Source organism: Streptomyces sp. NBC_00400 (assembly GCF_036048035.1).
Taxonomy (GTDB): Bacteria; Actinomycetota; Actinomycetes; order Streptomycetales; family Streptomycetaceae; genus Streptomyces.
The window spans coordinates 5,931,368-5,946,621 of record NZ_CP107940.1 but is presented as its reverse complement, the minus strand read 5'-3'; the positions used below and the strand labels follow the sequence as shown (position 1 = coordinate 5,946,621).

General features: G+C 72.3%; 13 protein-coding genes. 9 read left to right on the top strand and 4 right to left on the bottom strand.

Translation table 11 applies throughout. The features are described from left to right. Positions 1-278: 278 nt before the first annotated feature. A complete protein-coding gene (gene proP / locus OHS81_RS26025) occupies positions 279-1,778 on the top strand; it encodes a glycine betaine/L-proline transporter ProP (RefSeq protein WP_443058767.1) in 1,500 nt (499 codons plus the stop codon). Between the two features lie 219 nt (positions 1,779-1,997). On the opposite strand, the gene OHS81_RS26020 is transcribed toward proP, so the two are convergent. After that, complete coding sequence (locus OHS81_RS26020) at positions 1,998-2,849, bottom strand: AraC family transcriptional regulator (protein WP_328387070.1); 852 nt, start codon at positions 2,847-2,849, stop codon at positions 1,998-2,000. Positions 2,850-2,916: 67 nt separating this feature from the next. On the opposite strand from OHS81_RS26020, the gene OHS81_RS26015 reads away from it, so the two are divergent. The 3 genes from OHS81_RS26015 to OHS81_RS26005 all read left to right on the top strand — a co-directional run bounded on the left by OHS81_RS26015 (position 2,917) and on the right by OHS81_RS26005 (position 4,438). Further along, the gene (locus OHS81_RS26015; protein ID WP_328387069.1) at positions 2,917-3,420 is read left to right on the top strand and encodes a DUF2000 family protein; all 504 of its coding nucleotides are present in this window, start codon (positions 2,917-2,919) and stop codon (positions 3,418-3,420) included. Between the two features lie 96 nt (positions 3,421-3,516). Continuing rightward, entirely contained in the window at positions 3,517-3,846 is a 330-nt protein-coding gene (locus OHS81_RS26010) for an antibiotic biosynthesis monooxygenase family protein (RefSeq protein ID WP_129296640.1), read from the top strand. A 67-nt stretch (positions 3,847-3,913) separates the two neighbouring features. Continuing rightward, positions 3,914-4,438 (top strand): GNAT family N-acetyltransferase, encoded by a 525-nt coding sequence (locus OHS81_RS26005; RefSeq protein WP_328387068.1) that lies wholly within the window; start codon positions 3,914-3,916, stop codon positions 4,436-4,438. A gap of 43 nt (positions 4,439-4,481) precedes the next feature. On the opposite strand, the gene OHS81_RS26000 is transcribed toward OHS81_RS26005, so the two are convergent. Next, positions 4,482-6,560: an MDR family MFS transporter gene (locus tag OHS81_RS26000; RefSeq protein ID WP_328387067.1), complete on the bottom strand. Its 2,079-nt coding sequence runs from the start codon at positions 6,558-6,560 to the stop codon at positions 4,482-4,484. A 670-nt stretch (positions 6,561-7,230) separates the two neighbouring features. On the opposite strand from OHS81_RS26000, the gene OHS81_RS25995 reads away from it, so the two are divergent. Further along, positions 7,231-7,893, top strand: a complete 663-nt coding sequence (locus tag OHS81_RS25995; RefSeq protein ID WP_328387066.1) for an HAD-IA family hydrolase — start codon at positions 7,231-7,233, stop codon at positions 7,891-7,893. 87 nt (positions 7,894-7,980) lie between these two features. Here OHS81_RS25995 and OHS81_RS25990 read toward each other — a convergent pair whose 3' ends face one another. Together OHS81_RS25990 and OHS81_RS25985 are read right to left on the bottom strand one after the other, a co-directional pair. Continuing rightward, a complete protein-coding gene (locus OHS81_RS25990; protein ID WP_328387065.1) occupies positions 7,981-8,562 on the bottom strand; it encodes a TMEM165/GDT1 family protein in 582 nt (193 codons plus the stop codon). Positions 8,563-8,788: 226 nt separating this feature from the next. Then, positions 8,789-9,547, bottom strand: coding sequence for an ABC transporter permease (locus OHS81_RS25985; protein WP_328387064.1), 759 nt, complete (start codon positions 9,545-9,547; stop codon positions 8,789-8,791). A 209-nt stretch (positions 9,548-9,756) separates the two neighbouring features. On the opposite strand from OHS81_RS25985, the gene OHS81_RS25980 reads away from it, so the two are divergent. The 4 genes from OHS81_RS25980 to OHS81_RS25965 all read left to right on the top strand — a co-directional run bounded on the left by OHS81_RS25980 (position 9,757) and on the right by OHS81_RS25965 (position 15,064). Next, a complete protein-coding gene (locus OHS81_RS25980) occupies positions 9,757-10,401 on the top strand; it encodes an HNH endonuclease family protein (protein ID WP_328387063.1) in 645 nt (214 codons plus the stop codon). Positions 10,402-10,535: 134 nt separating this feature from the next. After that, on the top strand, positions 10,536-12,284 hold the full coding sequence (locus OHS81_RS25975; RefSeq protein ID WP_328387062.1) for an alkaline phosphatase D family protein: 1,749 nt from the start codon (positions 10,536-10,538) through the stop codon (positions 12,282-12,284). A 217-nt stretch (positions 12,285-12,501) separates the two neighbouring features. After that, positions 12,502-14,520 carry an FAD/NAD(P)-binding protein gene (locus tag OHS81_RS25970; RefSeq protein ID WP_328387061.1) on the top strand — a complete coding sequence of 673 codons (2,019 nt, stop codon included), beginning with the start codon at positions 12,502-12,504 and terminating at the stop codon, positions 14,518-14,520. A 79-nt stretch (positions 14,521-14,599) separates the two neighbouring features. Next, the gene (locus OHS81_RS25965) at positions 14,600-15,064 is read left to right on the top strand and encodes a DoxX family protein (RefSeq protein ID WP_328387060.1); all 465 of its coding nucleotides are present in this window, start codon (positions 14,600-14,602) and stop codon (positions 15,062-15,064) included. Positions 15,065-15,254: the final 190 nt, after the last annotated feature.

Genomic DNA, 15,254 nt, shown 5'->3' with positions numbered 1-15,254 from the left:
CCTACGCGTGACACACCTCACAATCCGCCGAAGGTTGCAGCGGATCACCGCGATATGGATCACAGACATAAGTGCCGTGGATTGCTGCACGACAGGGCGTTTCCCCAGCAAGGAGCGGGTATACGGCCACCTGCGCGGTCGTCCGCGCACTGTCCGTGATGATCCGGTCTGCCCCTATGGTCGACCTTTGCCCGCCGCTCCATGGCGGGCTTGGGCCCGCCACTCCGTGGCGGGCGGAGTCATGTTGTCGTCCAAAGAGAGCGCAGGCGAGCGAGCACGTGCCGACGCATTCCACCGTCGCCCCCGGGCCCCGTAACCCCGTCGGCAGCCATGCCGATACCGCATCCGATCCGCAACGGGAGCGGGCCGGGGATCCGGCACAGCAGCCATCGGACGAGGTGACCATCGTCGATCCCGCGATGGTCAAACGTGCCGTGTCGGCGGCCGCGCTCGGCAATGCGATGGAGTGGTTCGACTTCGGCGTGTACAGCTACATCGCGGTCACCCTCGGACACGTCTTCTTCCCGTCCGGGAATGCGACCGCGCAGTTGCTGTCGACGTTCGGGGCGTTCGCGGCGGCGTTCCTGGTCCGTCCCATCGGCGGCATGGTCTTCGGGCCGCTCGGTGACAAGATCGGCCGGCAGAAGATCCTGGCGATCACCATGATCATGATGGCCGCGGGCACCTTCTCCATCGGCCTGATCCCGTCCTATGCCTCCATCGGCGTCGGGGCGCCCATCCTGCTGCTCGTCGCCCGCCTGGTACAGGGTTTCTCCACCGGCGGCGAATACGGTGGCGCCTCCACCTTCATCGCCGAGTACGCGCCCGACAAGAAGCGCGGATTCCTCGGCAGCTGGCTGGAGTTCGGCACCCTGGCCGGTTACGTCGGCGGCGCCGGCCTGGTCACGCTGATGACCGCGCTGCTGTCCACCGACGACCTGACCTCCTGGGGCTGGCGCATCCCGTTCCTGATCGCCGGACCGATGGGCATCATCGGCCTCTACCTGCGGATGCGGCTGGAAGAGACCCCGGCCTTCGCCCAGTTGGAGAAGGAGGCGCGGACCAAGGAGAAGGCGCGCCGCGAGGCCGAGAAGCGGATCGGTATCCGCGAGATGATCTTCGGTCAGTGGCGGTCGATGCTGCTCTGCGTCGGGCTGGTCCTGGTCTTCAACGTCACCGACTACATGCTGCTGTCGTACATGCCGAGCTACCTGACCTCGGAGCTCAAGTACGACGAGACGCACGGACTGCTGGTCGTGCTCGCGGTGATGGTCCTGATGATGGGCGTCCAGCCGTTCGCGGGCCGGCTCACCGACCGCTTCGGCCGTCGTCCGGTCATCGGCGCGGGCTGCGCCGGCTTCCTGGTGCTGTCCGTGCCGGCCCTGCTGCTGATCCGGCAGGGTTCGCTGGCCGCCATCGCGCTGGGCATGGCCGCCCTCGGCCTGCTGCTGGTCACCTTCACCGCGGCCATGCCGTCCGCGCTGCCCGCACTCTTCCCGACCAAGGTGCGCTACGGCTCCCTGTCGATCGGCTTCAACGTGTCCGTGTCGCTCTTCGGCGGGACGACGCCGCTGGTGGTCACCGCCCTGATCGGCGCGACCGGCAACAAGATGATGCCCGCCTACTACATGATGGCGGCGGCCGTGATCGGCGGCATCGCCGTCCTGCTGATGTCGGAGAGCGCCCGCAAGCCGCTGCCCGGCTCCCCGCCGGCCGTCGAGACCGAGGCGGAGGCACGCGAGGTCCGCAGCGCGGCCGCGGCCGGCTCGGCAGCCTGACCGCACACCGCACGGAGCGCACCACGCGCCCCGGCGGACGACGGCCCGATCGGGTCGTTACCGACACTGCTGCCACTGCGGCTTCCTTCCGCCCCGCCGGTCCAACCGGCGGGGCGGAGCGCTGCTGTGTACGGCCTCAGGTCTCCTGCCTCAGGTCTCCTGCCTCAGGTCTCCTGCCTCACGTGTACGGCTCACGGCTGCGGCCTCGCGTCCGGCGCCTCACGCCTGCGCCCCGGCCCCGCGGAAGGCACCCGGTGTGACACCGAAGCAGCGGACGAACCAGCGGTGGAAGTGCGCCTGGTCGGCGAAGCCGGCCTCGGTGGCCGCCTCGGCCGTCGGCCGGCCGTCGATGAGCAGCGTGCGGGCGCGGCGCAGTCGCAGCAGCCGCTGGAAGTCGCTGGGCGCCATGCCGTACTCGGCCCGGAACGCCCGGTAGAGCGCGAAACGGCTGCAGCCCGCCGCATCGGCGAGATCCTGCGCGGACAGCGGCTGGTCGTAGGCCGCCCTCAGCAGCTCGCGGACGCGCCGGGCCGCCGGTGCCTGCGCGCCCGGGGGCAGTTCGCGCGGTCCGGCGGGCGTGGCGCCGCGGGACGCATTGCGCCGCACCATGGCTTCGACGGCCGCGGTGAGCCGTTCCTCCCGCACCAACGGGTCCGCGCCGCCGACCAGTGCCGGGTGCAGCCGGCGCAGGGCGCGGGCCAGCACCGGGTCGTCGACGACCGGACGGGCGAACAGCGGCATGGCGCCCCGGCCGTCGGTGACATCGTCGAGAACGCCGCGGACCACGTCCGGGCCGATGTGCATGATCCGGTAGGTGAAGCCGAGTTCGACGGCGGACTCCCCGTCGTGCGGGTCGTCCGGATTGAACGCCATCACCATGCCGGCCGCGCTGGTGTGGCCCGCACCGCGGCAGGTGAAGCGCTGGGCGCCGGTCTCCGTCACGGCGAACGAGTAGGCGTCATGACTGTGCGGGTGGAAGACATGGCGGACGAAGTGCGCATGCATCGCTTCCAGGGGCCGCTCGGGGTCGCGCCAGTAGCGCGCCCAGTCCCCGCCGTGCTGCCTGCTCATCACTCCAGTCTGCCGCGCCGCACCAGCGTTCAAGACGGCCGTCCGGATGCCGGACGACACTCCCCGTATGACGACTGCACCGACCGCATCCGCTGACACGGCCCCGACCGCAGCCCCGGGCACGGCCCCTGCCGCATCCCCCGGCACGGCCCCGGCCGCGCCCCGCTTCGACACCAAGATCGCCGTGATCGTCCGGGACGACCTCGCCGTCTGGCAGAAGCTGAACGTCACCGCCTTCCTCGCCAGCGGTATCGCGCACGCCTGTGACGACATCATGGGCAAGCCCTACGAGGACGCCTCCGGGCAGGACTACCTGGCACTCTTCCGCGAGCCGGTGCTGTGCTACACCGCCGATGCCCGAGGGCTGACCCGTACCCACGCCCGTGCACTCAGCCGCGGCGTACCGACCGCGCTGTACACCGCCGACATGTTCCGCACAGGAAACGACGACGACAACCGGGCAGCGGTACGGGCGGTGGCCGTCGCCGACCTCGATCTGGTGGGACTCGCCGTCCACGGACCGCGCGGCATCATCGACAAAATCACCAAGGGCCTGAAGCTGCACGGCTGAACGACCGCGCCCGCGGGCCTTGCCCATGCAACCACTGTCGCGCAGGCGGCGCGCCTCGCTCGTTGCCGCGGGGCGGCCGTGCGGCAAGATGGAGCCATGAGCGTAGTCAAGATCAATGTACTGACCGTGCCCGCCGAGCAGCGCGAGGTGTTGGAGAAGCGCTTCGCGTCGCGCGCCGGCACCGTGGATTCCTCCGACGGCTTCGAGTGGTTCGAGCTGCTGCGCCCCGTGGAGGGCACCGAGCAGTACCTCGTCTACACCCGGTGGCGGGACGAGGAGTCGTTCCAGGCGTGGATGGAGGGTCCCATGAAGGCCGCGCACCAGCAGGGCGGCGACGGGGGCGGCGAGCGGCCCAAGCCCGCCGCGTCGGGTTCCACTCTGTGGTCCTTCGAGGTGGTGCAGCAGACCGGCCCGAAGCAGGGCTGAGCGCCCTCGGCGGCGTCACTCGGAAAACCGTTGCGCCACGTGCCGCACCGGCCGCCACAATGACGCCATGAGTGACGCCGCCGCCCTCCGCCTCCCCTGGGCCGTCTCCGCGGAGCCGGTCGGCTCGCCGGATGCCGAGGCGCTGTTGCGCGAGTACTACACCGAGGTGGCGGACCGCTACTTCGCCCTGCACGAAGGCCGCCGCTCGACTCCCGAGGAGATCGACGAGGGGGTGGCGGAGTACCCCAGCACCGATCTGACGCCGCCGCACGGCACGCTGCTGGTGGCCCGCCACGGCGCGGTGGCGGCGGGCTGCGTCGGTGTGCGGATGCTGGACGCACGGACCGCGGAGCTCAAGCAGATGTTCGTACGGGCCGCCCGGCGCGGCCGGGGCGGTGCGGCCGTGCTGCTCACGGCCGCCGAGCGGGCCGCGGCGCAGCTGGGCGCCGAGCGGATCCGGCTGGACACCCGGCGGGATCTGGTGGAGGCCGTCGCGCTCTACCGGCGGCACGGCTTCGTCGAGATCGATCCGTACCACGAGGACCCTTACGCGGAGATCTTCTTCGAGAAGCGGCTGGACGGGGGCCGTTGACCGGTCGGGAGGTCCGGTGCCGTCAACTCGCCTTCCGGCACGTTCACTTCGCCAGATCAGGCGGCTGTGGCGTGTGCGGAGGGGTGCGGGGCAGCGGTCGGCGGGCAGGGCCGTGGCGGGGCTCCTCCGCGTCCGAGCCGCACAGCTCCGCCGTCAGCTCCCGGACGAGTGCGGTGAGATCGGTGGGCCGGTCCTGGGTCCACCAGTCGCCCAGCATCTGAGCGAGCGACTGCCGGCGGGCCGCCGCGAGCCGGTCGGCGGCCTCCCGTCCGCTGTCGGTGAGCCGCAGGACCTGCCCGTCACGGGTGGTGAGTCCGCGTTCCTCGACCTGGCGGATGCTCTCCGAGAGCACCCCGGGCGGGACGGTGCTGCGCTCGGCGAGCAGCGCCGGTTCCACCGCTCCGTCGCGGTGGATGCGCAGGATCAGCCAGCCGGCCGCAGGTCCCAGGTCCAGCCCGGCCCGAGCGGTGATCTTCTCGTAGATGCGCCTACGGCCTTCCCTGCTGCCGAGTGTGGACAGGGCGCGGGCGCATTCGTCGTGCGAGGACCGCACGACGGGGTTGGAGGAGAGCACTTCGCTGGTGTCGGGGGCGGTGACGCTGCTGCGCAGTGGCTCCTCCTTGAGGAACCAGGCCAGCACGAACGCGGCCAGGACGACCGGGACGGCGTAGAGGAAGACGTCGGTGATCGAGACGGAGTAGGCGTTGAGGACCCCGGCGGCCTGCCCGGACGGCAGCCGGTCGACGGTCCGCGGATCCTCGGCGATCCTGGACGGGTCGACGCCCGGCGGCAGATGCGCTCCGGCGACGGCGTCGGCGATCCGCGGCCGGAGCCGGCTGGTGAAGAGCGTGCCGAAGAGGGAGACCCCGAACGAGGCGCCGATGGAGCGGAAGAACGTGGCGCCGGAGGTGGCGACGCCCAGGTCCCGGTAGGGGACGGCGTTCTGCGCGATGAGCACCAGCACCTGCATGACCAGGCCGAGCCCGAAGCCGAAGACGAAGAGGCAGGCGCTCATCCCCGCGACGCCGCTGGACGGTTCGAGCCGGTGCAGGAGCAGCAGTCCCAGCGCCGTGACACCGGTGCCGGCGATCGGGAAGACCTTGTAGTGGCCGGTGTGGCTGACGAGCTGGCCTGAGCCGGTGGAGGCGAGCAGCATGCCGACCACCATCGGCAGCATGTGCACCCCGGACATGGTCGGCGTCACCCCCTGCACGACCTGCAGGAACGTCGGCAGATACGTCATCGAGCCGAACAACGCGAAGCCGACGACGAAGCCGATGGCGGCGGTCAGTGTGAAGGTGCGGCTGCGGAACAGGCGCAGCGGCAGGACGGGTTCGGCGGCCCGGCGCTCGATGACGGGGAACGCTGCCAGCAGTACGACGCCCAGGACGCCGCAGCCCACGATCTGCCAGGAGGCCCAGGGGTAGCTGACGCCACCGAGCGAGGTCATCAGGACGAAGCAGGCGGCGACCGCGGCGATCACGGCGGTGCCCGAGTAGTCGATCCGGTGCGGGGTGCGGCGGCGCGGGATGTGCAGCACGGCGGCGATGACGGCGAGCGCCACGATGCCGACGGGGACATTGATGTAGAACACCCAGCGCCAGCTGAGGTGGTCCACGAACAGCCCGCCGAGCAGCGGTCCGAGGACGCTGGTACCGCCGAAGACGGCTCCGAACAGGCCCTGGTACTTCCCGCGTTCGCGGGGCGGCACGATATCGCCGACGATCGCCATCGACAGCACGATCAGGCCCCCGCCGCCCAGCCCCTGGAGGGCCCGGAAGGCGATCAGCTGGCCCATGTTCTGCGCGATACCGCACAGCACCGACCCGATCAGGAAGATCACGATGGCGGTCTGGAACAGCCTCTTGCGGCCGTACTGGTCACCGAGCTTGCCCCACAGGGGAGTCGCGGCCGTCGAGGCCAGGAGGTAGGCGGTGACCACCCAGGAGAGGTGGTCGAGGCCGCCGAGCTCGCTGACGATCGTCGGCAGCGCGGTGGCGACGATGGTCTGGTCGAGCGCCGCGATGAGCAGGCCGAGCAGCAGCGCGCCGATCGCGGCGAGGACCGTTCGCCGTGACCCGCCCTCGCGGGGGACGGCAGGAGCGCCGGTGTCCTGCGCCATGAGCGTCTCCTCTGTTCCGCCGGGCCGCCCTTTCCGTCGCGGAGCGCCCTTCGGGCTCCTCCCATCCTGGGCGGTTCGGCCGGATATGGCCCGCGGACGGCGTTCGGTATCCGGGGCCGTTCGGGGGACATCCGGGATATGCCGTACGGATGTCTTCGAGCGCCTGTGCGAACGGGTGTGCCCTTTGGGCAATCGCTGCCGGTTCGACGCCTCCAGGGAGGGGGCCGCTCGTGACGGCACCGCTATGCCCGCACTGCTCCGCCCCCGTACGCGGCGACGGCCGGCCGGCCTGTCTGTGTGCGGCGGTCGATGCGGACGGCTTTGACCCGCTGCGCGTTCGGCCGTACGTGTCACTGCCCGACGCCACGGGCGAGGACACCGGCGGAGGGCCCGTCCTGACCCGGCGGAGAGCCCGCCCTGACCCGGCGGACCGGCCCCGGCGCGGGGCGCTGACCAGGCCCGGTTGTCGGCACCCGGATACGTTTTGTATCGTGAAGAAACAAAGTGGTTCCGCCCGCACTCCCTGACCGGCGGGCGGAACCACTCTTGTGTTCCCCGTGCGATCCGCACCGCCCGTAGGACCGTCCGCATACGGCGGCACCATCCGTATGACCGTCCGCATACCGCGGCACCATCCGTATGTATGCCCGTAGCGCCCAGGAGCCCGCCGATGCCGGCCACCACCACGCTCACCGCCCGCGCCCTGCTGCTGGACATGGACAGCACGATCGTGAACTCCGAGGCGGTCGTCGAGCGCTGCTGGCGCCGCTGGGCCGACGAGCAGGGACTGGACGCGGACGAGGTCCTCAAGGTCGTCCACGGCCGGCAGGGCTGGGCCACCATGGCCGCACTGCTGCCGGACCGTCCCATGGAACGCCACCTGGCCGACAACCGCCGGATGCTGGCGCAGGAGACCGCCGACACGGACGGCGTGGTGCCGGTGCCCGGCGCGCCCGCCTTCATGGCCGCGCTCGCCACGCTCCCGCACGCCCTGGTGACCTCCGCCGACATCCCGCTCTCCGACGCCCGGATGGGCGCGGCGGGGCTGCCGATGCCCGCCGTGCGGATCACGGCGGAGAGCGTGAGCGCCAGCAAGCCCGACCCGGAGGGCTTCCTCAAGGGCGCGGCCGAGCTGGGCCACGCACCCGAGGACTGCCTGGTCTTCGAGGACTCCGAGGCGGGCATCGAGGCGGGCCGGGCGGCCGGCATGCGGGTGGTCGGCGTCGGCGACCGGGCCGCCGCTTTCGCCCCCACCGTGCAGGTGCGCGACCTCACCGGCATCCGCGTCGAGGCGCTGGCGGACGGCATGATCGCGGTGCATCTCACGGACTGAGCCCCGCGCCGGGCGCGGGGCGGGGAGCCGCGAGGCCAGGAGGGAGCGCCCGCCGGGAGCCCCCGCCCGCCCCGTCCCGCGCACGGCTCAGCCGGAAGCCGCCTCGTACAGGCTGAAGCCCGCCAGCAGCAGCATCACACCCGCCGCGATCTTGGTGATGAGCTTCAGCGGCACGTACTTCATGAGCGTACGGCCGCCCAGGATGCCCAGGCCGGCCACCGCCCACAGGGCCAGGACGGCGCCGATGCCGACCGAGAGCGGGTCGTCGTAACGGGCCGCGAGGTTGGCGGTCATGATCTGCGTCAGATCACCGAACTCGGCGACCAGAATCATCATGAAGCCCGCCCCGGAGACCTTCCAGAAGCTCTGGTCGGTGGGCTTCTTCACTTCTTCCTCGTCGTCGTCCTTCCTGAAGAGCAGCACGGCGGCGCCCGCCAGGAAGAGAACGCCGACCACCCCCTGGACCCAGCGGTGCGGGAGCAGCGTCAGCACGCTGCCCGCGGCGATGGCGAGCGCCACATGCACCAGGAAGGCCGCGGCGACGCCGGCGAAGACGTACGAGGCGCGGTAGCGGGTGCCGAGCATCAGGCCGGCGAGGGCGGTCTTGTCGGGCAGTTCGGCGAGGAAGACGACGCCGAAGACGACTGCGGCGACGGTAAGGCTGAACACGGGGTGGAATACCTCGATCGGTCGGGCCGCACCAAAGGGGCCCGGGAGAGGGGTCGCTTCGGCACGGCAGCGTCAGACACTGCGGCCGAAGGTCTCGCTGGCCCGGTACGCGTACGCACCGGGCTCCGGGCGCCGGCTCCCCCGTTGTCCCGGCGCCGGTCAGGCGCTCCACCTGGAAGGGCGGGCGGGCAACGGGAGGGCAGTATGTCGACGGTCCGGCAGAGAGCTACTCCCCTTCTGCTGCCGTCAAGGGTACGCGGTGCAGCCGTCCGCGCGCGACCAGCTCCAGCACCGTCGCGCAGGCCGCCGCCTGCACCGCCAGCAGGGCGACCAGCACGAACAGCTGCACCGCGCCCGCCTGTACGGGGGAGGCGCCGCCCAGCAGCATCCCGACGAAGGCGCCGGGAAGCGTGACCAATCCCACGGTCCGGGTCTGGTCGAGCCCCGGCAGCAGGGCGTCCGAAGCGGCCGGGCGGGCGACCTCCATCCGGGCGTCGCGGTCCGCCAGCCCCAGCGCGAGACCCGCCTCGAACTCACCGTGCCGCGTCGCCAGCTCGTCCAGCGCCCGCCGCCCGCCCAGGACGGTGGCGGTCAGCGCGCCGCCGGTCAGGATGCCCGCGACGGGGATCAGGGTCAGGCCGCGCGGCGGCACCAGGCCGGTGAGCAGCAGCAGAGCGACGACCGGGACGACCCCGGCGGCGATCGGCACGGCGGCCCACCACCAGGTGCGGTTCCGGGTGATCCGGCGGCCTGCGGTCCGTACCGCCACCGCGAACATCAGTGCGAGGAAGCTCAGCAGCCAGGGGAGGGCGTGCACCACCCAGCCGATGAGGTAGGAGACGGCGGCGAGTTGGGCGGCGGCGCGCACTCCGGCGACGGCGATGGCCCGGGCATGACCGAGGCGCGCCAGCGCGGCAACGGCCACCGCGGCGGCCAGCAGGACGGCGAGGACGACCCCGAGGGTGACGTTGACCGGCAGCAGCACGCGCTCACTGTAAGGCGGCGACAGGGGCGCATACGCGGGAGCAGGTCAACCGGAGTGCCGTGATGCATTTGTGGTGCCCCGTCAGCCCCCCTTGAACTGACGTGGGCATGTCGCCACTCTGTTACCTGGTGCCCATCTCGTGGAAACCCCACATCGCCACGATGGGGCGGCACCGCACAGTAACTTCCCCCCACATTCCGGGAGTTTCGATGAAAAAGGTCTACGCGCGTCGCGTTTCCCTCGCCGCGGGATCGGCGGCGGCGCTGGTCTGCACGCTGGCACTCAGCGGCCAGACCGCCCAGGCGGCACCTCCCAGCCCGCCGGACGCGGCCACCGCACGGACGTACCTCACCCAGATCAAGGAACAGCCCGAGGGCCCGCAGGACGGCTACAGCCGCGACAAGTTCCCGCACTGGATCGACCAGGGCAAGAACTGCAACACCCGCGAAGTGGTGCTCAAGCGCGACGGCACGGACGTACAGCAGGACAGCAGCTGCGCGGCAACCAGCGGCAAGTGGGTCTCGGCCTACGACGGCGCGACCTGGACCGACCCGGCCGACCTCGACATCGACCACGTCGTACCGCTGTCGGAGGCCTGGAAGTCGGGCGCCGCACAGTGGACCACCGCGCGCCGCCAGGAGCTGGCCAACGACCTCACCCACTCCCAGCTGATCGCCGTCACCGACAACCTCAACCAGGAGAAGGGTGACAAGGACCCGGCGAAGTGGCTGCCGCCGAAGGCCTCGTACCACTGCGAGTACGCCCGGATGTGGGTGTCGGTGAAGCATGAGTACGGCATGACCGCGGACTCGGCGGAGAAGGCCGCGCTGAAGAAGATCCTGGACGGCTGCTGAGCCGCCCTCCCCGCGCAGCCGGTCCTGTGCGCCCGCCGGCCGGAACCACCGGCCGGCGGGCGCGCCGCCGCCCCGGCCCCCCGCAGCGCCCGTGGTGCTCCTATCCTCTGACCACGACGAGTGGGGAGACACCGATGGCCGGACTGCGCTTGGGGCCGCTGCTGCGCTACGTCGACGCGCACAGCGCGACGGTGTGGGTGGAGACCGATGAGCCGTGCGTGGTGCACATCCGCTGCGACGGCGGGGCAGCCGGCGCGGAACGGACCTGGCAGGTGGCCGGGCACCACTATGCGCTGGTCCCGGTGACCGGCCTCACGCCCGGCACCGAGACGCCCTACGAGGTCCTGCTGGAAGAGCCGGGGGCGTCTCCCGGCGGTGCCCTGGGGCAGGTCTGGCCACTGCCCGGCAGCCGCTTCCCGGCGAGCACGATCCGTACGCTGCCCGCCTCCCCCGACGAGCCGCTGGCCTTTGCCTTCGGCTCCTGCCGCTGGTCGGCGACGCCCTCGAACGCGGCGCACGACCCGGTCGGCCCCGACGCCCTGGACACCCTCGCCGCCACACTGGCCGCCGATCCCGGCCGTCCGCGCCCCGACGTGCTGCTCCTGCTGGGCGACCAGGTCTACGCCGACCAGACCTCCGAGGCGACCGCCCGCGTGCTGGCCGGCCGCCGCGACCTCGGCGAGCCGCCCTGGAAGCAGGTCGCTGACTTCGAGGAGTACACCCACCTCTACTACGAGTCCTGGCTCGACCCGGAGGTCCGCTGGCTGCTGTCCACGGTCCCCAGCTGCATGATCTTCGACGACCACGATGTGATCGACGACTGGAACACCTCGGCGGCCTGGGTGGCCCGGATGCGGGCGACCCCCTGGTGGCGGGAGCGGATACTCGGCGGCCTGATGTCGTACTGGGTCCACCAGCACCTGGGCAATCTCTCGCCCGCCGAGCTGGCCGCCGACGAGCTGTACGCGCGGGTGCGGGCGCTGCCGGACGCGACGGAGGCGGTGCGGGAGTTCGCGGCCGGTGCGGATGCCGATCCGGCGTGCGCCCGCTGGAGCTACCGCCGCGACTTCGGCCGGGTGCGGCTGGTCATGATCGACACCCGGGCCACCCGCGTGCTGGACGAGAGCGACCGCGCGATGCTCGACAAGACCGAGGGTGAATGGCTGCGGCAGGCGGTGCTGGAGGGGCGCGGCGGCTACGACCATCTGCTGCTGGGCAGTTCGCTGCCCTGGCTGCTGCCGCATTTCATCCACGCCGCGGAGGGCTGGAACGCGGCGCTGTGCGCCGGCGAGCGCGGCCCCCGCTGGGCCCGCAGAAGCGAATTCCTGCGCCAGCGCGCCGACTTGGAGCACTGGGCGGCCTTCCCCGGTTCGTTCACCGCGCTCACCGAGCTGATCGCCGAGGCCGGTGGTGGCGAGGACGCTCCGGCGACGGTCTGTGTGCTGTCCGGGGATGTGCACCACGCCTATGTGGCCGAGCCGCACTGGCGCGGCGCCGGGCCGCACCCCACGAGCCGGGTGCTGCAACTGACCTGCTCCCCCGTTCACAACAGCATCCCCGGCTCGCTGCAGGCCGGTTTCCGCTTCGGCTGGAGCCGGCCGGGCCGCTGGCTGGGGAAGCTGCTGGCCCGGCACGGGCGGCTGACCCGCCCGGCCGTGAAGTGGCGGCGTACGGGCGGCCCGTGGTTCGGCAACCAGCTGATGACGCTGACGCTGGCGGGCCGGACGGCGCGCCTCGCCCTGGATCAGACCCGCCGGGAGAAGCGGGGCGGCGTCCGGCTCGTCACGGTCTGGCGGGCGGCGCTGTCCGATGCACGGGTTGCCGGGAAATCGGGTGGTGCGGGCGGGCGTGCCCCGGGGACCGAACGACCGAAGACCGGATGATCCGGACGCTCTGGTTCCGGTAGCCGTCCGGCAGGTGTCCGGCAGGGCGGGCCGGCCGGGCAACCGCCCCGGGGTTCCGGCGTATTTTTTGCCCACCCCCGGGTGCTGCAACGGCGGATCGGGCGGTGATGATGGGGCGCACCTTTGCCCGTCGCCCGCACTCTCGGGCGGCCGCGCCCGCGCGGCCGGCCGTCCGCCGCCCCAGGGAGAGCCCCTTTTGGCCGCCGATCATCTCGCCGACCGCCCGCCACGGCCCGCTCTCGCCCTCGTCGGTGCGGGGCCGCGCGGGACGAGCGTGCTGGAGCGGATCTGCGCCTCGGCCGCCGAACTGGCCCCGGGTGCCCGGCTGACCGTCCATGTCATCGACCCCGCCCCGCCCGGCGCCGGCCAGGTGTGGCGCACCGCCCAGCCCCCCGAGCTGCTGATGAACACCGTGGCCTCGCAGGTCACGCTGTTCACCGACGACAGCGTCGAGTGCGCGGGGCCGATACGCACCGGGCCGAGCCTGTACGCCTGGGAGGGCTGTGAGGTCGGCCCGGACGACTATCCGGGGCGTGCGCTGTACGGCCGCTATCTGGAGTGGGTCTTCGGCCGGACCGTGCGCACCGCTCCCGAAGAGGTGACGGTGGTGGTGCACCGGGCCCGCGCGGTGCGCCTGGCCGAGGCCCCCGACGGCTCGCAGTCGCTCACCCTCGACGACGGGCGGTCGCTGCACGGGCTGGGGGCGGTGGTGCTCGCCCAGGGCCATCTGCCGGCCGTGGCCGGCCCCGAGCAACAGCGCCTGGCCGACTACGCCGCCGGGCACGGCCTGCACTATCTCCCGCCCGCCAACCCCGCCGACCTCTCCGCTCCTCTGGCGGCACTGGCCCCGGGCCGCCCGGTACTGCTGCGCGGTCTCGGTCTCAACTTCTTCGATCACATGGCGCTGCTGACCACGGCCCGCGGCGGCCGGTTCGTCGAGGGTGCGGACGGGGCGCTGACCTATCTGCCGTCCGGCCGCGAACCCCGGCTGTACGCGGGCTCCCGCCGCGGCATCCCCTACCACGCACGCGGCGACAACGCGAAGGGCGCGCACGGCCGCCATCTGCCGCTGCTGCTGACGCCGGACGTGATAGCGGCCTTCCGCAAGCGCGCGGACTCCGGCGATCTGCCCGACTTCCTGACCGAGGTCTGGCCCCTGGTGGCCAAGGAGGTGGAAGCGGTCTACTACGAGGCGCTGCTGAGGCGGCGCGGTGCGGGCGGGGAGCCGTGCCGCCGCTTCCGGGAGCGCTTCCTGAGCAGCGCACACCGCGGCACCGACGAGGCCGCCGCCCTGGGCGCCTTCGGTATCGCACCGGCCGATCGCTGGGACTGGGACCGGATCGCCCGGCCGCACGCGGAGCGGTCGTTCGCCGACCGGGCCGCGTTCCGGGAGTGGCTGCTGGGACATCTGCGCCAGGACGTCGCACACGCCCGGCAGGACAATGTGTCCGGCCCGCTCAAGGCGGCCCTCGACGTGCTGCGGGATCTGCGCAACGAGCTGCGGCAGATCGTCGACCACGGCGGGCTGGCCGGCGCCTCCCGCCACCGGCACCTGGACCGCTGGTACACCCCGCTCAACGCCTTCTTGTCCATCGGGCCGCCGCGGCGCCGGATCGAGGAGATGACCGCGCTGATCGAGGCGGGGGTGCTGGAGGTGACCGGCCCCCGGATGACCGTCCGGCTCGGCGGCGCCGACGGCCGCGGGCCCGGTTTCACGGCCCATTCGCCGGACGTCGCGGGCTCGGAGGTGACGGCGACGGCGCTGATCGAGGCGCGGCTGCCGGAGCCGGATCTGCGGTACACCGCGGACCCGCTGCTGGCCCGGCTGCTGGCCGAGGGCGGTTGCCGGCCGCACACCACGGACGGCTACGAAACGGGCGGCCTCGATGTGTCGCCGAGCCCGTACCACCTCGTCAGGGCCAACGGCGCGCGCCACCCGCGGCGCTTCGCGGTGGGGGTGCCCACGGAGGGCGTGCACTGGGTGACGGCGGCGGGGGCCCGTCCAGGAGTGGGGTCGGTCACGTTGGCGGACACGGACGCCGTGGCCCGGGCGGCGCTGCGGGCCGCGATGACGGGGACGGGGACGGGGGCGGGAAAAGGGGCGGGCCCGGTCACCGGGCAGGGCGCGGTCACGGGGACAGGAGCGGGGACGGCCGCGGTCACGGTGACCGGCTCGGCGGTTTCCGGCCAAAGGTCCGATTCGGCCAGAAGTTGAACTTGCAAGTACTGCTTAGGTGTCCCTAACCTCTGTCTCCGGCGGTTACCTCGTCCCCAGAAACCGTAGGAGTCCCCACATGTCCGCACCCCTGTCCTCGCTCATCCAGAGATCAGCCCCGCACGTGCACGCGCTCTTCCGCATCGTCGTCGGCCTGCTCTTCGCCTGCCACGGGGCGTCCTCCCTCTTCGGCGTCCTCGGTGGCGCCATGGGCCAGGGCGGCACCGTCCCCACCGGCGCCTGGCCGGGCTGGTACGCCGCCGTGATCCAGCTGGCGGGCGGCATCCTCGTGATGCTCGGCCTGGGCACCCGCCCCGCGGCATTCATCAGCTCCGGCTCGATGGCGTACGCGTACTTCTCCATGCACCAGGGCTCCGCGCTGTGGCCGATACAGAACGGCGGTGAGGCCTCGGTGATGTTCTGCTGGGCCTTCCTGCTGATCTTCTTCTCCGGCCCCGGAACATGGGCACTCGACCGGGTCTTCTTCGGCGAGGACCGGCAGGAGCAGGCTTCAACCGCACGCCAGGAGCCTTCCGCCGCCTGACGCACGCGCCGGCGGGGCCGGCGCACCCCGGCCCCGCCTCCTCGCACGGCCCGTACGGCATCGCCGTCGCGCGGGCCGTGCGGCGTCTCCGTCGTACGGGCTGCGGGCGCCGCACCGTCCACCCCCGGCCGGCGCCCGCAGAGCCCAGGCGTACGCTGTATGGCTGTAAGGGCCGCCCCTGCCGCACCGA